The sequence below is a fragment of the Aliirhizobium cellulosilyticum genome, from assembly GCF_014198105.1.
Lineage (GTDB): Bacteria > Pseudomonadota > Alphaproteobacteria > Rhizobiales > Rhizobiaceae > Neorhizobium > Neorhizobium cellulosilyticum.
The window spans coordinates 912605-931303 of record NZ_JACIGW010000001.1; the positions used below are offsets into that span (position 1 = coordinate 912605).

Below are 18699 nucleotides of genomic sequence, written 5' to 3' on the forward strand. Positions count from 1 at the left end.
ACTGGACCGTGCAAACCCAGAGGCGCATACTTTCCTGCCGGGAGGTTTGGCGATGAAGGACGACGGATACAATCAGTTTTGCCCGATCGCCAAAGCCTGCGAACTTATCGAGCCGCGCTGGACATTGCTGCTGCTTTCCGAAATGTGGTCCGGCTCAACGCATTTCAACGAAATCCGCCGCGGCGTGCCCGGTATGTCGCCGACGCTGATGTCCAAGCGACTTAAGCAAATGGAGGTGAGCGGGCTGGTGACCCGCTCGGCAAACGAGCGGACCGGCGAGATCACCTATATCACCACCAGGATTGCAGACGAACTTGGCCCTATCGTTCGGGAGCTTGGTCGCTGGGCACACCGGAATGTCGACGCCGATGTGACGCTCGAAAATCTCGATGCGCGGCTTTTGATGTGGAATATGCGCCGCAAGATCGATGCCGAAGCGCTGCCCAAGCGCAGGCGCAGCGTTATCGAGTTCAATTACCCCGAGTTGCCTCGGGAGGAACGTCACTATTGGCTGGTCAACAAGCCGGGGCAGCCGATCGACCTTTGCCTGATCGATCCGGGTTACGACGTCGATCTCTATGTCACCGCCGAACTGAAGGCGATGACGGCGGCGTGGATGGGGCTTTCGGGCCTGAAGGCGGAGATTGAACAGGGGCGAATTTCATTGATCGGCGACGCAGACATCGCCTCGCGGATTGATGACTGGATGGTGCGCAGTTCTTTTGCCACCTGCTGATCCGGTGCATTTTCTGTATCGGGTCCGGTTCATTTTCTACACTGGAGCAACCGGCATAGACTGAAGCATCCTCCAATTATTGCCCGCGTCATCGGGCTCTTCGACATGGGAGGAAAGACAATGCAGACAGCAAATCTGGACCTTGCGCATCCCGCCGCGCCAGCGGGAGCGGATTTCAACGCGGTCAAGGCGCGCCAGCAAGGCGCCTGGGCTTCGGGCAATTACGCGGTCGTCGGCACGACCCTGCAGATCGTCGGCGAGAGGCTTTGCGAGGCGCTTGATCTGAGGGCCGGCGAAACGGTGCTGGATGTCGCTGCCGGAAACGGCAATGCGACGCTCGCAGCGGCACGGCGTTGGTGCATCGTCAGCTCGACCGATTACGTGCCGACGCTTCTGGAACAGGGCAGGCGGCGCGCCGAGGCGGAAGGGCTCAGCGTCAATTTTCAGACGGCCGATGCCGAGGCGCTACCCTTTGCCGATAATCACTTCGATGTCGTGCTTTCCACGTTCGGGGTGATGTTCACGCCGGACCAGGAAAAAGCGGCTTCTGAATTGCTGAGGGTTTGCCGCAGGGGAGGGCGTATTGGTCTTGCGAACTGGACGCCGGACAGTTTTATCGGGCAGGTGTTCAAGACGATCGGGCGGCACGTGCTGCCTCCGGCAGGCCTGCGCCCACCGTCGCTATGGGGGACAACCGATCGATTGAACGAACTGTTCGGGTCTGTGGCAGGCGTTTCCGCAAGCCGGGAGACTTTCGTCTTCCGCTACCGTTCTCCAGGCCACTGGGTCGAGGTGTTCCGCACCTGGTACGGGCCGGTACACAAGGCTTTCAGTGCCTTACCAACAGAGAAGCAGGCCGTTCTGGAAAGAGACCTGCTTGACCTCATCGAAAGCTTCAATCGGGCTGAGGATGGGACGATGGTAGTACCCAGTGACTATCTCGAGGTCATCATCGCGAAGCGTTGATGACCGGCGGGCCGGCGTCTGCAAACGAGGATGCAGGCGTTTACGGCGCCGTGTGCCGATTGCGGTGCACGGCGCCGGCCAGCTGTTCCAATTGCGCACAGGTGTTTCAATTCGATAAGAAAAGGCTGCCTGTTAGGCCGGGCTTAACTGTGTAGCCCGTTTGTCCGGGAAAATGACGCGTTATTGAAAATCTGAGCGGGTGAGGCTGTTAGGCTGTGGGTGGGAGGAACTTGGAGGATAGCCACTCAAACAGGAGCAGTTTCAATGACGAACTCCATTTCGAATGCGCTTGGTGTCGCACTTTATTACAGCGCAGGCTCGACAGCCTGGTTTTCCGCAACGGGCTCCGGACCGATCCAGTACGGGACCGCAGGCAATGACTCCATGTGGGGCGACAGTTCCGTCAACGTCACGATGACGGGTGGAACCGGTGACGACATCTACTATCTCTATTCCAGCATCAATCGGGCTGAGGAAAAGCCTGGCGAAGGTGTGGACACGATTGATACCTGGATGAGTTACACTCTTCCGGAGAATTTCGAGAATCTGCGGGTAACCGGCGACAACCGTTATGCTTTCGGTAATTCCGCCGACAATATCATCCGAGGCGGATCGACCCGCCAGACGATCGATGGCGGGGCAGGAAACGATGTGCTGATCGGTGGCGGTGGCGCCGATACGTTTATTATTTCCAAGGGCAACGGGACCGATCTCATTACCGACTTCAGCGGCGATGATACGATCCGGCTCGATGGTTACGGCGTCACGTCATTCGATCAGCTGATCAGTCAATCCTCCCAGCAGGGGACGAATCTCTGGCTCAATCTGGGCAATGGCGAAAGCGTCGTCTTGGCCAATACGACAGCTGACGATCTCAGCGCCGACCAGTTCGAACTCAACCTCGATCGATCGAACCTGACGCTCACCTTCAACGACGACTTCAATTCGCTTTCCCTGTACGATGGTCAGGACGGTGTGTGGGAAGCGAAATACTGGTGGGCGCCTGAAAAGGGGGCTTCGCTGCATACCAATGGCGAGCAGCAATGGTACGTCAATCCTCTATACGGACCGACAGCGTCAGCAAATCCGTTCTCGGTGACAGACGGCGTTTTGACGATCCGGGCAGAACAGACTCCCGATGCGCTTTCCGGCGAAGTCGAAGGTTACGACTACACGTCCGGCATGCTGACGACCCATGCGTCCTTCGCGCAGACCTACGGCTATTTCGAAATCCGCGCCGACATGCCGGACGAGCAGGGGGCATGGCCCGCCTTCTGGCTGTTGCCCGAGGACGGTTCGTGGCCGCCGGAACTGGACGTGATCGAAATGCGCGGACAAGACCCGAATACCTTGATCCTTTCGGCTCATTCGAACGAAACCGGTAAGCAGACTTCGGTCATCAACAACGTTGCGGTGGCCGATACGGAAGGGTTTCACACCTACGGTTTGTTGTGGGACGAGGATCACATCACCTGGTATTTCGACGATGTAGCGGTGGCGCAGACGGATACTCCCGACGACATGCACGATCCGATGTACATGATCGTCAACCTGGCGATCGGCGGCATGGCGGGCACACCTTCGGATGGGCTGCCCGACGGGTCAGAAATGAACATCGACTATATCCGCGCCTATTCGCTCGATGACCTAGAGGCAACGAATGCCGGATCCGCTGCACAAACCAGCGAGTGGCTTCTCTGACCGTGTTTGTCTTCGGCGAACGGTTTTGACGTGACGAGGCTTGCAAGGGGCTGAGGATTTTGATCTGCAGGGATCAGATTTTCACCCTTTGCCAGGCCTTTCGGATACCCATGCTCAAGGACTTTTCTCCCTCGACGCTGACGATGGGGCTGCTGACAGCCTTTGTCGGTTTCGTCAGCTCCTTTGCCGTCATCATGCAGGGCCTTCAGGCGATGGGCGCATCGCCTGAAGAGATTGCGTCGGCGCTGCTGGCCGTCTGCATTGCGCAAAGCGTGCTCACGGTGTTTTTTTCGCTTCGCCACCGGATGCCGATCATGATGGCCTGGACAACACCCGGCGGTGCGCTTCTGGCGGCGACCGGCGCGATCGAGGGCGGGTTTCCTGCGGCGGTCGGGGCCTTCGTGCTTTGCGGCGTGATGATCACGCTTTCCGGCCTGTTCCGGCCGCTCGGGCAGATGATCCGCAAGATCCCGGCGCCGATTGCCAATGCGATGCTGGCCGGCATTCTGTTGAGCCTTTGCCTTGCGCCGGTGAAGGCCGTCGCCTTCAATGCTGCGCTCGGGCTTCCGATCGTGCTGACCTGGATGGTCGTGGTCTCGCGCTGGCGGCTCTGGGCGGTGCCGGCGGCGCTCGGTGCCTTCGCGCTTGTGCTGGTCTTCGGCGTCGATCTGCCCGATGACGTGTTCGGCCAGATTGGCGCTGCGATCCATCCGAACCTGATCTGGGTGCCGCCTCTCTTCACCTGGCACGGATTTATCTCGGTGGGGTTGCCGCTGTTCATCGTCACCATGGCATCGCAGAATATTCCGGGCATCGCGATCCTGAAGGCACATCACTATGAGCCGCCGCCGGGACCGCTGTTCGCCTCGACCGGCATATTCTCGACCATCATCGCTTTCTTCGGTAGCGTGCCGGTGAACCTTGCGGCAATCACGGCGGCGATGTGCGCCAGCGAGGACGCGCATCCCGACCCCAAGCGGCGCTATTGGGCAGCCGTTATCGGCGGAGCGACCTATACGGTGCTCGGGCTGATCGCCGGGGGGATTATCGCCTTCGTCTCGATGGCACCACCGATTCTGTTGCAGGCGGTCGCGGGCCTCGGATTGATCGGCGCATTTTCGAATGCAGCCTTTGCTGCATGGCGCGAGCCCGAGACCCGCGAAGCCGCTGCGATCACCTTCCTCGTCACTGCTTCGGGCGCCACATTTGCCGGGATTTCCGGGGCTTTCTGGGGGCTTGTGGCCGGTGCCGTGATGATCGGCCTTTCTAAGGTGATGAAGAAATCCGCCTGACCGGAGGCGTACCGGAAGCGCGAAAGCCGTTCTTGCCGGATGGCTGATGTATCGCTATACATCTCCCCATGACCATGACAGGCGCGATCATGTTTGACCGTTTTGCCGCCCGCAGCACCGCTGCCGGGGCAACGGTTTTCGCGCCTCTCTCGCTTCTTAGCCTCGACCTTACACTCGGTTGCCGGGTCCGTTGAGGAGCGCCCGGCGGCCGAAAAGCCAGCCGGCGTAAGTGCTCCTCGCATCAATCCCAGATAATGAAACCGGACCACAAGAGGTCCAAAATCCGCAGTCGGATGGCCGGAACGGCATCGAGCCAAAATGCTCCTGCGGATGCGAGTGAAGGACGAAGACATGGACAACAAGATTTCCGCATCGGCAAAAGGCATGCAGTCCGCAGGCGTGAAGTATCGCGCCTATCCGACGATCAATATTCCGGACCGCACTTGGCCGTCGAAGGCGATCGAGAAGGCGCCGATCTGGTGCTCGGTCGACCTGCGCGATGGCAACCAGTCGCTGGTCAACCCGATGGGCCATGACCGCAAGGCGCGGATGTTCAAGCTGCTCTTGGACATGGGGTTCAAGGAAATCGAGATCGGCTTCCCGTCCGCATCGCAGACCGATTTCGATTTCGCCCGCTGGTGCGTGGAAGAGGGCGGCGTACCGGAGGACGTGTCGCTGCAGGTGCTGGTGCAGTGCCGGCCGGAGCTGATCACGCGAACCTTCGAATCGCTGGAAGGCGCACACAAGCCGATCATCCACTTCTACAACTCGACGTCCGAACTGCAGCGCCGCGTGGTGTTCGGCAAGGATGTGCACGGTATCAAGCAGATTGCCGTCGATGCCGCAAAGATGATCACCGACATGGCGGCGAAGGCCGGCGGCGGTTACCGTTTTGAATATTCCCCGGAAAGCTTTACCGGTACCGAGCTGGATGTGGCTCTGGAGATCTGCAACGCGGTGATCGAGGTGGTGAAGCCGACGGCCGACAACAAGCTGATCCTCAACCTGCCGTCGACCGTGGAAATGGCGACACCGAACATCTATGCCGACCAGATCGAATGGATGTGCCGCAATATCGACAATCGCGAAAACGTCATCATCTCGGTTCATCCGCATAACGACCGCGGTACCGGCATTGCCGCGACCGAGTTGGCATTGATGGCGGGTGCGGACCGCGTCGAGGGCACGCTGTTCGGCAATGGCGAGCGCACCGGCAATGTCGACGTCGTGACGCTGGCGCTGAACATGTTCACGCAGGGCATCGATCCGGAACTGGATTGCTCCGACATCGAGCGGATCAAGGAAGTCTACGAATATTCCAACGAGATGGTCATTCCCGAGCGCCATCCTTACGTTGGCGAGTTGGTCTACACCGCATTCTCCGGCTCACATCAGGATGCGATCAACAAGGGGATGAAGGCGATCAAGGTCGCTAACCACCCTGTATGGGAAGTGCCATACCTGCCAATCGACCCGCAGGATGTCGGTCGTTCCTATGAGGCGATCATCCGCATCAACTCGCAATCGGGCAAGGGGGGGATTGCCTATATCCTGAGCCAGGATTACGGCCTGAACCTGCCGCGCAACTTGCAGGTGGAATTCCGCGAGGACATCCAGCGGATCACCGATGAAGAGGGCAAGGAACTGTCTTCGAAGCGCATCCACGAGCGCTTCATGGAGCGTTATGTGGAGCAGTCCGGTGCGCGTCTGAAGTTCGTCGATCACCACACATATCCGTCCGAGCCTCACCACAAGGGCGTGCGGGTCGTTGCGGCGGAGATTATCGACAATGGCGAGACCAAGCGCATCGAAGGCAAGGGAACCGGGCCGATCGACGGGTTCATCAATGCGCTGTCGATCTATCTCGGCATCGACCTGTCGGTGAATGATTATTCCGAACACTCGCTGCAGCACGGCTCGAACGCTTCGGCTATCGCCTATGTCGAGATGCAGCATCCGGGTGGCAAGCTGTTCGGTGCCGGCGTCAACACGAATATCGTCACGGCCTCGCTCGATGCGATCGTTTCCGCGGCAAACCGGGTTCTGGAGGAGAGGGCGCGCTAGGCGCCTCTCGTTCCGCATTAAATCAAAAAGCCGCTGCGGGAAACCGCAGCGGCTTTTTTGTTGAGCTTGAATGGTCGTCAGATGAGACCGGCAGCCTTTGCCGCGATCTCGTCGAGATCGGCGGCCGAAGACGGGGCGACGATCACATAAGTCGCAAGCGGGGTGCTCCAGGATACGAGGCTGGTGTCGAGGCGGATGTCCTCAATCGGCTTGGTCGTTTCTGGCCGCGCTCTTGAGAAGGTCAAGGCCAGAATGTCGCCTTCATTGTCGCCGGTGGTGCGGCGATAAAAAAGTACGCCGGTCGGGGTGTTTTCAGCGGTGACTAGACGTGCGCCGACGAAGGCAAGCCCGCTATCGGTGAGGTCCGGAATGCGGAAGCCGACGCCGGTTCCGGTGGTCAGCCATTCGAGGATATCGGCCGGCCTGTCCGCACCGATTTCCACCAGCCGGTTCTGCTGGCGGCTGTAGAGGCGGAAATGGGAAACGATATCGTCCAGCCAGTCGCGTTGCTGAAATGCCGGGCTTGCCAATGCTTGCGGCGCATGAGAGCCATCCGGTCGAGCGCCGATCATGTAGCCCAGGCTGCCGCCAACCAAGAGCGTCAGGGCGCAGGCCGACAGAGCCTGCAGGCCCGAAGGACGAAAGGCCCGGTTGCGGCGGGAGGATCCTGGAAGCCGTACCGCCTTGCGGGGAAGGGGGGCGTTCTTGATGCTGCGGACGAGATCGAGCGGCACCGGCTCCTTGAGCATTTCTTCGAGAAGAAGTCGGCCGGTCTGGCTGCCGCGTTTCAAATCGTCGTGCAGTGCGCGGGCATGCGGATCGTTGACGAGCAGGGATTCGACATCCTGACGCTCCGTATCAGACACCTGGCTATCGACAAACGCGGAAAGACGACGTTCCATCGCCGATGGCTCCTTATTTGCCATAGTCACGCTCTCTTTTCCGCAAAACCAGGCGGTTGGGAGGAAAGTGCCAATCGTGCGGCACAAAGGCGTGATGAGACCAGTTCCGGTGTGACGCCGAGGATCGATGCTGCCTCAGAATAATCGAAACCTTCGACATCAACGAGAAGAAGCGTACTTGCCAGACCCTCAGGCATGCCGAGGAACGCCTTGGATTCACAGCCGCTAACGCCAGTTGCTTCGGCATTCTGCTTTGAGAGCGGTTCCTGGCGGTTGCGCTTGCGAACCTCGTCGCTCCAGCCGATCCTGATCTGATTGAACACCCAGCTTTCCAACCGGCATTCGCCTTTCCAGTGATGGCTTTTGAGAATGACGCGGGCAGAGACTTCGCGCACGAGGGTGTCCGCTGCATTCGCATCTCCGGTCAGCGTCTGGGCGAACCGCCGCAGCCGCGGCAGCAAAGCCACAAGGTCACGACGGATATCGGTTGAAACTGCTGGCGGATTCATCAGAGGAATATGGCCTTTTTGCTCTCATTCGAATGAATGCTTGAAGGTACTAACTATGAATCGATTGTGACGATTCTGCAACAAGCATCTCCTAACCTTGCAGAACTCTTGCCGCTTCCTCCACCGAGAACTGTAACGGTGCCTCACCGTAAAAGATCTTGGTCTCGTCGAGATGGATGCTGTCGCCGCTTTCGGTCAGTCCATAACGCTCGCAACTGAGGTTCCATGCTCCCGCCTTGCCGGACAGGTTGAAGAGGTTGTAGGCGGCGCGCGGCTTGTGTCCGCCGGGACCTTGTGAGGCCGAGGCGATGCCGACGACAGGCACCGGCCGATCATGGGTCTTCAGCCAGTAGACGGTGTTGAGATGTGTATGCCCATGCAGGATCAGTTCGGCGCCGCCGGTCGAAATGGCCGCGGCAAAGCGCCGGATGCCGATCATGCGTTTATGCGAGGATGCAGCTCCCTGGATCGGTGGATGATGGATCAGGACGACGCGGAACAGACCTTCCTCACCGGCCTTTTTCAAAAGATTGACTGTCTCGCGGGCCTGTCTGGGGCTGAAAAAGCCAGACGCGGAGAAGGGAGGTGTGGCGTTGGATGTCGAACAGCCAATGATAGCCAGCGGCCCGCGCTGGCGATAGGTTGGGAATATATGGTCGTCTTTCGGCCACTCGCCCGGGTCATCATCGCTTTTGATGAACGGGTACCAGGCCGCGACCGATTTATCATGGGCACCGGGTACGTAAGCGTCGTGGTTTCCGGGCACGACGGTCGTGTCTTCAGGATCTCCGATTGTGTCCAGCCATTCCCTTGCCAGTCGGGTCTCGATCTTGGTCGCAAGATTGACCAGATCACCGGTAATGAAGAGCTGATCGGGATGGCGGGTCTTGAGATCGCTCAGCAAAAGATCGAGTGTATTGACGAACAGATGCTTGCGCCGGTTTCGATGCCAGTTGATGAAGCCGGTGATACGCTTGGACATGAGTTCCCGAACCGACAGTTTCGGCAGCGGTCCCAGATGGATGTCGGAAATATGGGCGAATTTGAACATGGCCCAGACATAACGCACGAAACGGAAATTCGTTATGAAATTTACGCGAGCGGAGCGGAGAGCAGATGGGCGCTACCGGCATAGCTGAGATCGGGACATGGCGGACGCGTATCGTGGTCTGGCTGCTGCATCGTTTTTTCCTTGTTTCCCGCGGGATGACGATGGGTGTTCGCGCAGCCTGCTTCAACGCGCAGGGCGAGATCTTTCTGGTGCGTCATACCTATGTTCCGGGCTGGTATCTGCCGGGCGGCGGGATGGAACATCGCGAAACGGCGCTTGAAGCTTTGATCAAGGAATTGCGAGAGGAGGGCAATCTGGTAATGACCGAAAAGCCCGATCTCGTGAACGTCTATTACAACCGCAGAGCCAGCAAGCGCGACCATGTGCTGTTTTACAGGGTCAATGTCGAGCAGACGGCTCCGCGTCTGCCCGACCGGGAGATTGCCGAAAGCGGGTTCTTTGCGCTGGACGCGCTGCCGGAGGACGTGACGGATGCGACGCTCAGGCGGCTGCGAGAGTTGAGCGGAGAGGCCGAGCGTGGGGATTTCTGGTGACGGGCCTGATTATCCGCCGCCTCGGAGCGGTTGTCCGAGACGGTGGGTGATGATGTTGTGGGCTTGCGATTGGCGTCAGCTTTTCAGAGCCGTATTGCACAGGCTCCAGTAACCACCACCTTTCTGGATCCACTTGAGGTCGCCGAGCGTGCCGTCGTCTTTGTTCTTGTGATAGGTGTCGACGCAGGTCTTGAGCCGGGCCTTGGCAGGCGTCTCGCTCGAATATTTCTTGTCGATCGCATTCGGGAAAACGACGCTCTTCGGGGCCTTGGTTGTTGCCTTTGCCGGCTCCTTCTCTGTCGTCGCGGCAACTTCCTTGTCGTCGGCTGCGTCTTCGGCGGCAGCGTCTGCGCCGCAGAACTTGGCGCGGTAGTCGTTCCATTTGACGTCCTTGGCGGAACCGTCAGCCTTGGCGGCCTGATACTTGACGCTGCATTCCTTCATTGTGAGTGCGGACGCTGGGGTCACGAAAGCTGCAGAGGCGAGCAGAGCAAAGGATGCAAGAATGATGGTGCGATTGGTCATTGGGGCCTCCAGGTGCATAATTGCGATCGGGGACTATGAACCGGCCATTTGCATTGTCAATAAATCTCTAAATTAGTAAAAATCAATCCAGTTTTGCGGCCCGGCCCATGTCGACGGTCTCTCAAGGCGAATATCTTTGTCACGGCCAGGCGATCGGTCGGTGATGTTGGTGAAGACTACGGAGCGTTTCATCCCCCAAGTCTCGCGCGACCATGAGCTGCCTCTAGATCAAGTGCTGGTCCGACAGGAACGATGCCGGTCGGATTGATGGTCTTGTGGCTGCCGTAGTAGTGGCCTTTGATATGGGCGAGGTTGCAAGTCTCGGCGATGCCGGGATGCTGATAAAGATCTCTTAAATATCCGGAAAGGTTCGGATAATCGGCAATGCGGCGAATGTTGCACTTGAAGTGGCCGACATAGACGGGATCGAAGCGCAAAAGCGTGGTGAACAGGCGCCAGTCGGCTTCGGTAATCTTGTCGCCGAACAGATAGCGGCTTGTTTCGAGGCGCCGATCCAGCGTGTCGAGCGTTTCGAACAGCGACGTGGCGGCTTCCTCGTAGGCTTCCTGTGACGTCGCAAATCCCGCCTTGTAGACGCCGTTATTGACCCGGTCGTAGACGATCGCGTTGAGTGAGTCGATTTCCTCGTGCAAGTCGGCGGGATAGAAATCGAGGTCCGAGCCGGTCAGGCCATCGAAGGCGCTGTTCATCATGCGGATGATTTCGGCGCTTTCATTCGAGACGATGGTATTCTGCTGCTTATCCCACAGAACTGGTACGGTCACGCGGCCGGAATAATGCGGATCGGCTTTGAGATAGACCTGATAGAGATAATCGGTGCCGAAGAGATCGTCGCCGGTTGCGCCGTCGCGGTTCTTGAATTCCCAGCCGTTTTCCAGCATCAGGTAATCGACCACCGAAACGGATATGAGGTCTTCCAGCTTCTTGAGCTTGCGGAAGATCAACGTGCGGTGTGCCCAGGGGCAGGCGTATGAGACGTAGAGATGATAACGTCCGGCTTCGGCCTTGAAACCGCCTTTACCGGATGGGCCAGCTGCGCCATCCGCAGTGACCCAGTTGCGAAACTGCGATTGCGATCGCTCGAAACGCCCCTTGGTTGCCTTCGTATCGTACCAGACATCCTGCCATTTGCCGTCAACGAGCCTGCCCATGGCGCTCTCCTTCTTGTTTCCCGGATAGATACGGCAAGGGCTTGAGATTGCGAGACGCAATTTTTCGAACAGTGCGTTTTTGCATTGGACGGGTGAAAAAAATCCTGCTAGTTGGCTTTTCACATTTTTGTGGGATACCTCAATTACATGACCGAAGCACGGGCACTGCGACGACGCTGAAGATCGACCAAGACGCCAGACGAGGCGTCATCGATTTCGCATGTCCTGTCCGCTCATTTTTACGGCTTCGGTTCTCCCATGTCTTCATCTGCCTCTCTGCACCTTGTCGCCCGGAAATCTCTGGCAAAGCACGATCTCGTCTATCTGACGGAAGACGCATCGCATGATGCGGCGATCGAGCTGATCAATGAGGAAGCTTTCGGGCCAGGCCGTCATGTGCGCGCCGCCGCGCGAATCCGCGAGCAGGGGCCGCATGACCGGTCGCTTTCCTTCATTTGTGCCGATGACGGCGAGACGATTGCTTCCGTTCGCATGACCCCGGTTCTGGCCGGCACGGTGAAGGGTCACATGCTCGGGCCGCTTGCCGTGCGGCCGACACACAAGAACATGGGCATCGGCCGGGAGTTGGTGCGGATCGCGATCGAAGCGGCAAAGCGCAAGGGTTCCGAAGGCGTGATCCTGATCGGCGATCCGCCCTATTACATGCCGCTCGGCTTCGAGAAGGTGGCCTATGACGCGCTGGCGTTTCCGGGGCCGGTCGATCCGGCGCGGGTGCTCGTCGTGCCGCTTGCCGAGGATGTGCATTCTCAGCTCAAAGGCGACATCTGCTGGCGTAAATAACGTAAATCAACTATGCATCTCGCATCGCCGGTAAATAGGGGAACCGGTGCCTCATGAAGAAGGCAGTGGGATGAGAGCAATTACGGTGGACGAGGCGCTCGACCGCGCCGGCGCTGGACGATACCAGCGTAGACTGATCGGGGTTTTTGGCCTCGTCTGGGCGGCCGATGCGATGCAGGTACTAGCTGTCGGGTTTACCGCGGCATCGATCGCCGCCAGCTTCGGGTTGACCATTCCCGAAGCCTTGCAGACCGGCAGCGTTTTCTTTCTCGGCATGTTTCTCGGTGCAATGGGATTCGGCCGCCTGGCGGACCGGATCGGCCGTCGTAATGTGCTGATCATCACCGTTTCCTGCGATGCGTTATTCGGCCTGCTTTCAGTTTTCGCACCCGACTTCACCATTCTCCTGATCCTCCGGTTCCTGACAGGCATTGCCGTCGGGGGCACACTTCCGGTCGATTACGCGATGATGTCGGAATTCCTGCCGGCGAAAAATCGCGGGCGCTGGCTGGTGGCGCTGGAAGGGTTCTGGGCGATCGGCACGCTGATTGTGGCACTTACTGCATGGATCGCGAGCGTCGCGGGCATGGCCGATGCCTGGCGTCTTATTTTTGCCGTGACCGCGCTGCCGGCGCTGATCGGGATAGGGATGCGTGTTCTCATCCCGGAATCGCCTATCTATCTTTTGCGCACGGGCCGAAATGCAGAAGCGCGAGAGGTGATGGACCGGATACTGACCGTCAATAACGGCAAGGGGCTCGCCGATGACGAAGAGATTGCCCCGCCGATGGCATTGGCGCGCGAAGGCATTTTCTCGCCCGCCTTGCGCCGAACCAGTGTCATCATCCTCGCCATCTGGTTTCTGGTGTCTGTCTCCTATTACGGCATTTTCACCTGGATGCCGGCGAAGCTCGCAAGCGAGGGCTTCGGCTTCGTTCGCGGTTACGGTTTTCTGGTTCTGGTGGCACTTGCACAGATTCCCGGTTACGCACTGGCGGCCTACGGTGTCGAAAAATGGGGCCGCAAGCCGACGCTGACGGGTTTCTGTATCCTGTCTGCTGCCGGGTGCCTGCTTTTTGTACTCGGCTCCGGTTCTGTCGTCATCGGAACCTCGCTGCTCCTCATGAGCTTTGCGCTGCTTGGCACATGGGGCGCGCTTTACGCCTATACGCCGGAACTCTTCCCGACACGCTCGCGCGCCACTGGCATGGGGGCGGCCGGCGCGATGGCGCGTCTGGGCGGTCTGCTTGCACCTTCGGCGATGGTCTATGTGGTCAGCCACGGGTTCGGCCTGACGATCGGCATTTTTGCCGCTCTTCTTGCCTTGGCGGCCGTGGCGGCATTGATGATCCGGGTCGAGACGCGTGACGTCTCGCTCTCATGACGATTTCAGGCACCGCCTTGTCCGGCGGTGCCTGAATTACATTCAGTAATTGGCGCTGTAGAGCAGCGGTACCCAGTCGTAATTGGTCTCGTCCCGCCGAACGTGGCCGATGCCTGGGAAAGCGTGGTGAGCACCGGCGACCATATATTTCTGGTCAGCCGCTTCGGCAAAGGCAATCGCACGCGTAGCGGCCGCCTGTTTCTGGTCGACATCGAACTCGACAGTGATCTCAGGCCGATCATATTGCAGCACGTCGCCATGGGCGATATCGCCCCAAAAGACGATCTTCTCGCCCTTGCTTTCAATCGCTATGGCGCTGTGACCCGGCGTGTGGCCCTTGCGCAGGACGGATGTGAAGCCCGGAACGGGAGCAGCGTCATCCGCAAAGGTTTCGAATTTTCCCGCCGCGATATAGGGGCCGACGGCTGCCTCTGCCTGTGCGATCTGTGGGCCGATACCCAGATCGGATTTCGCCGCAGCATCTGCTTTCAGCCAGAAGTTTGCCTCGCGCTCGTTGACGTGAAGGACGGCATTTTCGAATATGCGCTTGCCGTTCCTCGACAGGCCGCCGGAATGGTCGGCGTGGATATGGGTGAGGATGACATCATCGATTTCGCTCGCCTTGTAACCGGCCGCTTCTATGTTGGCGACGAGCTTGCCGAGCGATGGGCCCATCAGATCGCCGGTACCGGCATCGATCAGGACAAGGCGTTCGCCTGTGTTGACGAGAAAGGCATTCACAGAGGTTTCCGTCGGGTTTTTCTGGAAGTAACCGGCGAGATAGGCCTCGGCATCCTTCTCTTCTATGCCTTCATAGATCCTGGCCATGGGAAGCGCCACTGTGCCGTCCGACAGGGCGGTGACTTCGTAGTCGCCGAGCTTCAGGCGGTAGTAACCTGCCGCCTGCCTTCCGACGATTGGTGCTTTGGCCAGAACAGCCGAGGGAAGGGCGGCGATGGCACCGGCGGCGAATGTCAGGCTGGCTGAGGTTTTGAGGAGAGCGCGGCGGGTCTGCATGGAAGAACTCCAGGTTGGTATGACAGGGTGGTCTTGAACTGACCTGGAGAGCACGTATGTATCGTTGTATCAGCAAACAAATCGATGCGGCTCATGACTACTATCGATCATTTCAATCTGCGCTCTTTCGACCTCAACCTGCTCGTCGCCTTTGACGCTTTGATATCCGAGGGTAGCGTTACCAAGGCAGCGAAGCGGTTGAAGATCCAGCAGCCGGCGATGAGCCATTCGCTTTCGACCTTGCGTGTTCTGCTTCAGGACGAGTTGTTCATTCGCGTCGGTCAGGTGATGCAGCCGACATCACGCGCGCGAAGCCTTGCGGTGCCGGTGCGTCAGGCGTTGAAACAGGCACAGCTGGCGCTGAGCGGCGGGGATGCGTTCGATCCGTCAACAGAAGAGCGGACATTCCGTATTGCCATGTCGCCCGAGGTGGAACTGCTGCTGATACCCGACCTTACGGCCCGTCTGCGGCGGCTTGCTCCGGGCATCCGGGTTTTGGCGCGGGTGTTTCCGTATGAGGCGATGGATCCGTCACTCGAGGATGGCAGCATCGATCTTGCGGTCGGCTGTACCTATACGCAAACGAGCCGACGGTCTTTCGAGACACTTTACAAGACCGAATTTGCCTGCTGCCACAATCCCGATCTGCTGACGCTGTCCAAGACTGTCGGCTTGGAAGCCTATCTTGCGGCAGAACATGCAACGATTTCCCAGAACGAGACGCTGCAGGGCTGCATAAAGGACGCGCTGGAAATTGCCGGTGTCGAACTCAATGTCGTTACCGCGGCACCCGGTTATATGTCGGTTCTCTCCGCGGCGCAGAGCAGTCCGCTGATTGCGACCGTGCCGAGCCGGATTGCCGAGCGTTACGCGCCACTGCTCGGTCTGGATGTCAGTCCGCTGCCGGTATCTCTGAGTTTTCCGCCGGTCAACATGGTCTGGGCAAACCATGCGGATGGAGATCCTGCCAATGCATGGCTGCGGCAGCAGATCCGCGATGTCTTTGCCTCCTCCGGTGTTCTTGACGACGACAGAAAACGTGCCTCGCAAATGGCGGAGCCGGAGTTGGAAACCGCCTAGATTTCAGAACATTTTGGCGAGCCATGTCACCACATGACCGCCGGAGAGCGCGTCGAGTTTGCCGATCTCTGTGTAACCGAGCTTCCGATAGAGGCTGAGCGCTTCCGGGTTCATCGTGTCGATATAACCACCGATACAGCCACGCTTGCGGGCCTCGTCCTCGGACATGGTCAGCATGCGGGTGGCAAGTCCCTGACCGCGCAGGTCTTCCGGGATGTAGAGCATCGAGACATAAATCCAGCCGCGGCCGGTATAGCCGACGAGGCCGCCGCTGATTTCGCCACTGTCATCGTAAAGCGGGATTGTCAGTTCGCGGCGGTTACTTTCGCCGAAGGTGGCGATGTTGAAGGCGCGCAGTTTCTGCAGGATTGCGTCTTCCTCCAACGGCGCGATGCCTTCGGTCACTTTCAGTTCCATTCGGATGCACTCCTCCCAAAGAGGAGCGCATCGATAAACTAAAGGGCCTTTTTAAGGAAGGTGCGGGTGCGCTCGCCGACAAAGGCGGGCAGTTCTCCAAAGATCTCGTAGCCCTGGCGCTGATAGGCTTTGAGCGCCTGCGGGTTGAACGTGTCGATCCAGGCACCCCGGCACCCGCGACGACGGGCTTCGGTTTCCGCCTGCTGGAGAAGTGTTGCGGCCATGCCCTGACCACGCAGCAGTTCGGGAATGAACAGCAACTGGGTGAACAGCCAGCCCCAGGAGGTGTAGCCCGAAAGGCCGCCGATGGTCTGACCCTGTTCATCTCGGATGAGAACGGCAAGAGGCATGCGATCTGAAGGGCCAACCGTGGCTTCGTTATAGGCGGTCAGGCTTTTGAGAATGACATCCAGATCCTCGCCGGTTGGCGAAGCGGTCACTTCGATATGCGGCCGCATCACCGTCCCTCGCGCCACCACATGGCAGCGACCGCAAAGAGGAGCGCCGAGAGGCCGGCGAAACCGGCAAACAGCGGCAGGCTGTTGACGCCGCGCAGGACGCTCTCGTCGGTCATGCGGATCGACATGCGGTTGGGATTGCTAACGCGGATTTCGCCACGGACCGGCAGGATATCCGGCAGAGTGATGTTTTCGCCTGAGGCGACGCGGGTAACGAGGCCGTGGGTCTTTTCCGCATAGGGCCTCAAGGTTTCCTCAGTCGAGATCATTGCCTTGAATTCAGGCGCATCGACGGCGCCGACATGCACGAGCGTCGAGAACTCGCCGTTCGACACCTGGAAGAGGCCGACCTCATCCATGCGGCGTTCGAAGCGGTACTGCCCCGGTTCTGCCTGAGTCATGGCGATGGTCTCACTGCGGCCTGACGGGAAGCGGACGGTTGCCGGGCCAGGATCGTCACCGATCGTCTGGCGCGTGGCCTCCAGCGTGCGACCGGAGGAGCGGGCGGTGAGCGCTTCTTCCTCGAGTTCCGGCTCCTTCATCAGCCAGTGGGCGATGCGGCGATAAAGCGCCACATGCGGGCCGCCGCCTTCGAAACCGCGTGCCCAGAGCCAGCCCTGATCGGACAAGAGCATGGCGACGCGGCCCTGGCCCTGACGGTTGAGGACGAGAAGCGGACGGTTGCCGTCGCCTTCCATCACCGTCTGGCCGCGCGGCTGGTCGACATCGATGGTGCGGAACCAGCGGCCCCAGGCGGGCGGTGTCTGGCCGGAACTGTCGAGGCCGCGGGTGACGGGGTGCTTCTGTCCGATTTCGGAGAGATGCGGGTAAAAACCTGCGCTATGGATCTCACCCGTCGGTGAGGCGGGGAGAACCTGTTCGAGCGGGGTAAGCGCGATCGAATCCTCGCTTGCATGTTCGGGGCCAGCGGCGATCAGCAGCGCGCCGCCATTCTGCACATATTGCGAGATGTAATCGTAATAGAGGATCGGCAACACGCCACGATGCTTGTAGCGGTCGAAGATGATCAGGTCGAAATCCTTGATCTTCTCGACGAAAAGCTCGCGGGTCGGGAAGGCGATCAGCGACAGTTCGTTGATCGGCGTGCCGTCCTGCTTTTCCGGCGGGCGCAGAATGGTGAAGTGGACGAGATCGACCGAGGCGTCGGATTTCAACAGGTTGCGCCAGGCGCGCTCGCCGGCATGGGGTTCGCCTGAGACCAGCAGGACGCGCAGGTTCTGGCGGATGCCGTCGATGACATGGACGGCGCGATTGTTGGCGGTCGTCACTTCGCCCGGAAGCTCATCGACGGAAAATTCCATGACATTGTTGCCGGCGCGCGGAACGGTGAAGGGGAAGGGTGTATTGGCGCCCGGCGAGGCGCGGAACGTGGCGATCTGGTCGCCGTTCATGCGCACGGTCACCTGGGCCGGTGTGTTGGTGGCGCGGCCGTCATCGACGACGCGCAGGGTCAGTTCCTGCTCCTCGTTGACGATACCGAAGCGCGGGGCGCGGACGACTTCCACGCGGCGGTCGAACTCGTCCGGTTGTCCGGTGATCAGACCGTGGACGGGGGCGTTGAAGCCAAGCTCCTGATTGGTGCCGGGCAGATCGTGAATCTGGCCATCGGTGACGAAGACTGCGGCACCAAGCCGGGCCGGTGGCACGTCGGACACGGCGGAGCGAAGCGCCGTGTAGAGGCGGGTCGAGGGCGTGTCGCTATCCGGGTCGTCCGCGACTTCGACAATGCGGGTCTCGATATTCGGGTAGCGGGCAAAGCGGTCACGAAGTTCGGCCAGCGCCTCGTCGGTCTGCTGCTTGCGCTCATCGGTTTGCTGGCTCTGGGAGCGGTCTACGACGATCGGCACGATGGTCGAGAGCTGTTCGCGGTCTTCCTGAAGCAGTGTCGGGTTGGCAAGCGCCAGGAGCAGGAAGGCGAGCGCCAGCATGCGCAGGCTTGAACCACGGACGCGGCGCCAGAAGGCAAGCGCGCAGAGGGCGAGTGCAAGGGCACCAAGTCCGATCAGGACAGGCCACGGGAAGAAGGGCGAAAACTCAAGGGTCATCGAT

The 18699-nt window shown here is 59.5% G+C and carries 18 protein-coding genes; 9 read left to right on the top strand and 9 right to left on the bottom strand.

The features are described 5' to 3' along the window. Positions 1–52: 52 nt before the first annotated feature. The 5 genes from GGE33_RS04280 to leuA all read left to right on the top strand — a co-directional run bounded on the left by GGE33_RS04280 (position 53) and on the right by leuA (position 6759). Entirely contained in the window at positions 53–736 is a 684-nt protein-coding gene (locus GGE33_RS04280; protein WP_148145624.1) for a winged helix-turn-helix transcriptional regulator, read from the top strand. A 120-nt stretch (positions 737–856) separates the two neighbouring features. Further along, positions 857–1702 carry a class I SAM-dependent methyltransferase gene (locus tag GGE33_RS04285; RefSeq protein WP_183821368.1) on the top strand — a complete coding sequence of 282 codons (846 nt, stop codon included), beginning with the start codon at positions 857–859 and terminating at the stop codon, positions 1700–1702. Between the two features lie 264 nt (positions 1703–1966). Continuing rightward, positions 1967–3403: an endo-1,3-1,4-beta-glycanase EglC gene (gene eglC, locus GGE33_RS04290; protein ID WP_183821369.1), complete on the top strand. Its 1437-nt coding sequence runs from the start codon at positions 1967–1969 to the stop codon at positions 3401–3403. A gap of 110 nt (positions 3404–3513) precedes the next feature. Continuing rightward, the gene (locus GGE33_RS04295) at positions 3514–4695 is read left to right on the top strand and encodes a benzoate/H(+) symporter BenE family transporter (protein WP_183821370.1); all 1182 of its coding nucleotides are present in this window, start codon (positions 3514–3516) and stop codon (positions 4693–4695) included. A 351-nt stretch (positions 4696–5046) separates the two neighbouring features. Continuing rightward, complete coding sequence (gene leuA, locus GGE33_RS04300) at positions 5047–6759, top strand: 2-isopropylmalate synthase (RefSeq protein ID WP_148145620.1); 1713 nt, start codon at positions 5047–5049, stop codon at positions 6757–6759. A 77-nt stretch (positions 6760–6836) separates the two neighbouring features. Here leuA and GGE33_RS04305 read toward each other — a convergent pair whose 3' ends face one another. From GGE33_RS04305 to GGE33_RS04315, 3 genes are all read right to left on the bottom strand, one after another. Then, entirely contained in the window at positions 6837–7691 is an 855-nt protein-coding gene (locus tag GGE33_RS04305) for an anti-sigma factor family protein (protein ID WP_148145619.1), read from the bottom strand. Continuing rightward, positions 7688–8170: a sigma factor-like helix-turn-helix DNA-binding protein gene (locus GGE33_RS04310; RefSeq protein WP_148145618.1), complete on the bottom strand. Its 483-nt coding sequence runs from the start codon at positions 8168–8170 to the stop codon at positions 7688–7690. The genes GGE33_RS04305 and GGE33_RS04310 overlap by 4 nt, the downstream gene beginning before the upstream one ends. Positions 8171–8261: 91 nt before the next feature. Next, positions 8262–9221, bottom strand: coding sequence for a metallophosphoesterase family protein (locus GGE33_RS04315; RefSeq protein ID WP_148145927.1), 960 nt, complete (start codon positions 9219–9221; stop codon positions 8262–8264). A 65-nt stretch (positions 9222–9286) separates the two neighbouring features. Between GGE33_RS04315 and GGE33_RS04320 the strand changes: the two genes are divergently transcribed. Further along, the gene (locus GGE33_RS04320) at positions 9287–9775 is read left to right on the top strand and encodes an NUDIX domain-containing protein (protein WP_183821371.1); all 489 of its coding nucleotides are present in this window, start codon (positions 9287–9289) and stop codon (positions 9773–9775) included. Between the two features lie 75 nt (positions 9776–9850). Here the strand turns inward: GGE33_RS04320 and GGE33_RS04325 are convergent, their stop codons facing one another. After that, positions 9851–10300, bottom strand: coding sequence for a hypothetical protein (locus GGE33_RS04325; protein WP_148145616.1), 450 nt, complete (start codon positions 10298–10300; stop codon positions 9851–9853). A gap of 188 nt (positions 10301–10488) precedes the next feature. Next, entirely contained in the window at positions 10489–11472 is a 984-nt protein-coding gene (locus tag GGE33_RS04330) for a glutathione S-transferase family protein (RefSeq protein ID WP_183821372.1), read from the bottom strand. A gap of 300 nt (positions 11473–11772) precedes the next feature. On the opposite strand from GGE33_RS04330, the gene GGE33_RS04335 reads away from it, so the two are divergent. Together GGE33_RS04335 and GGE33_RS04340 are read left to right on the top strand one after the other, a co-directional pair. Beyond that, on the top strand, positions 11773–12273 hold the full coding sequence (locus GGE33_RS04335; RefSeq protein WP_148145926.1) for a GNAT family N-acetyltransferase: 501 nt from the start codon (positions 11773–11775) through the stop codon (positions 12271–12273). Positions 12274–12343: 70 nt separating this feature from the next. Continuing rightward, positions 12344–13657: an MFS transporter gene (locus GGE33_RS04340; RefSeq protein ID WP_148145614.1), complete on the top strand. Its 1314-nt coding sequence runs from the start codon at positions 12344–12346 to the stop codon at positions 13655–13657. Between the two features lie 42 nt (positions 13658–13699). Here GGE33_RS04340 and GGE33_RS04345 read toward each other — a convergent pair whose 3' ends face one another. Further along, the gene (locus tag GGE33_RS04345; protein WP_183821373.1) at positions 13700–14674 is read right to left on the bottom strand and encodes an MBL fold metallo-hydrolase; all 975 of its coding nucleotides are present in this window, start codon (positions 14672–14674) and stop codon (positions 13700–13702) included. Positions 14675–14767: 93 nt separating this feature from the next. Here GGE33_RS04345 and GGE33_RS04350 point away from each other — a divergent pair, with 93 nt between their 5' ends. Next, positions 14768–15754, top strand: coding sequence for a LysR family transcriptional regulator (locus GGE33_RS04350; RefSeq protein ID WP_183821374.1), 987 nt, complete (start codon positions 14768–14770; stop codon positions 15752–15754). Between the two features lie 3 nt (positions 15755–15757). Here GGE33_RS04350 and GGE33_RS04355 read toward each other — a convergent pair whose 3' ends face one another. Genes GGE33_RS04355 through GGE33_RS04365 form a run of 3 tightly spaced genes read right to left on the bottom strand, consistent with a single transcriptional unit; the run spans position 15758 to position 18695 of the window. Next, on the bottom strand, positions 15758–16171 hold the full coding sequence (locus tag GGE33_RS04355) for a GNAT family N-acetyltransferase (RefSeq protein ID WP_183821375.1): 414 nt from the start codon (positions 16169–16171) through the stop codon (positions 15758–15760). A 38-nt stretch (positions 16172–16209) separates the two neighbouring features. Continuing rightward, positions 16210–16629, bottom strand: coding sequence for a GNAT family N-acetyltransferase (locus GGE33_RS04360; RefSeq protein ID WP_183821376.1), 420 nt, complete (start codon positions 16627–16629; stop codon positions 16210–16212). Next, positions 16629–18695, bottom strand: a complete 2067-nt coding sequence (locus GGE33_RS04365; RefSeq protein WP_183821377.1) for a hypothetical protein — start codon at positions 18693–18695, stop codon at positions 16629–16631. The genes GGE33_RS04360 and GGE33_RS04365 overlap by 1 nt, the downstream gene beginning before the upstream one ends. Positions 18696–18699 lie beyond the last annotated feature (4 nt).

Excerpts from the sequence above, each read along its gene's own strand:
- GGE33_RS04280 (WP_148145624.1), top strand. The coding sequence starts at position 53 with ATGAAGGACGACGGATACAATCAGTTTTGCCCGATCGCCAAAGCCTGC.
- GGE33_RS04285 (WP_183821368.1), top strand. The coding sequence starts at position 857 with ATGCAGACAGCAAATCTGGACCTTGCGCATCCCGCCGCGCCAGCGGGA.
- eglC (WP_183821369.1), top strand. The coding sequence starts at position 1,967 with ATGACGAACTCCATTTCGAATGCGCTTGGTGTCGCACTTTATTACAGC.
- GGE33_RS04295 (WP_183821370.1), top strand. The coding sequence starts at position 3,514 with ATGCTCAAGGACTTTTCTCCCTCGACGCTGACGATGGGGCTGCTGACA.
- leuA (WP_148145620.1), top strand. The coding sequence starts at position 5,047 with ATGGACAACAAGATTTCCGCATCGGCAAAAGGCATGCAGTCCGCAGGC.
- GGE33_RS04310 (WP_148145618.1), bottom strand. The coding sequence starts at position 8,170 with ATGAATCCGCCAGCAGTTTCAACCGATATCCGTCGTGACCTTGTGGCT.
- GGE33_RS04315 (WP_148145927.1), bottom strand. The coding sequence starts at position 9,221 with ATGTTCAAATTCGCCCATATTTCCGACATCCATCTGGGACCGCTGCCG.
- GGE33_RS04320 (WP_183821371.1), top strand. The coding sequence starts at position 9,287 with ATGGGCGCTACCGGCATAGCTGAGATCGGGACATGGCGGACGCGTATC.
- GGE33_RS04325 (WP_148145616.1), bottom strand. The coding sequence starts at position 10,300 with ATGACCAATCGCACCATCATTCTTGCATCCTTTGCTCTGCTCGCCTCT.
- GGE33_RS04330 (WP_183821372.1), bottom strand. The coding sequence starts at position 11,472 with ATGGGCAGGCTCGTTGACGGCAAATGGCAGGATGTCTGGTACGATACG.
- GGE33_RS04340 (WP_148145614.1), top strand. The coding sequence starts at position 12,344 with ATGAGAGCAATTACGGTGGACGAGGCGCTCGACCGCGCCGGCGCTGGA.
- GGE33_RS04345 (WP_183821373.1), bottom strand. The coding sequence starts at position 14,674 with ATGCAGACCCGCCGCGCTCTCCTCAAAACCTCAGCCAGCCTGACATTC.
- GGE33_RS04350 (WP_183821374.1), top strand. The coding sequence starts at position 14,768 with ATGACTACTATCGATCATTTCAATCTGCGCTCTTTCGACCTCAACCTG.
- GGE33_RS04355 (WP_183821375.1), bottom strand. The coding sequence starts at position 16,171 with ATGGAACTGAAAGTGACCGAAGGCATCGCGCCGTTGGAGGAAGACGCA.
- GGE33_RS04360 (WP_183821376.1), bottom strand. The coding sequence starts at position 16,629 with ATGCGGCCGCATATCGAAGTGACCGCTTCGCCAACCGGCGAGGATCTG.
- GGE33_RS04365 (WP_183821377.1), bottom strand. The coding sequence starts at position 18,695 with ATGACCCTTGAGTTTTCGCCCTTCTTCCCGTGGCCTGTCCTGATCGGA.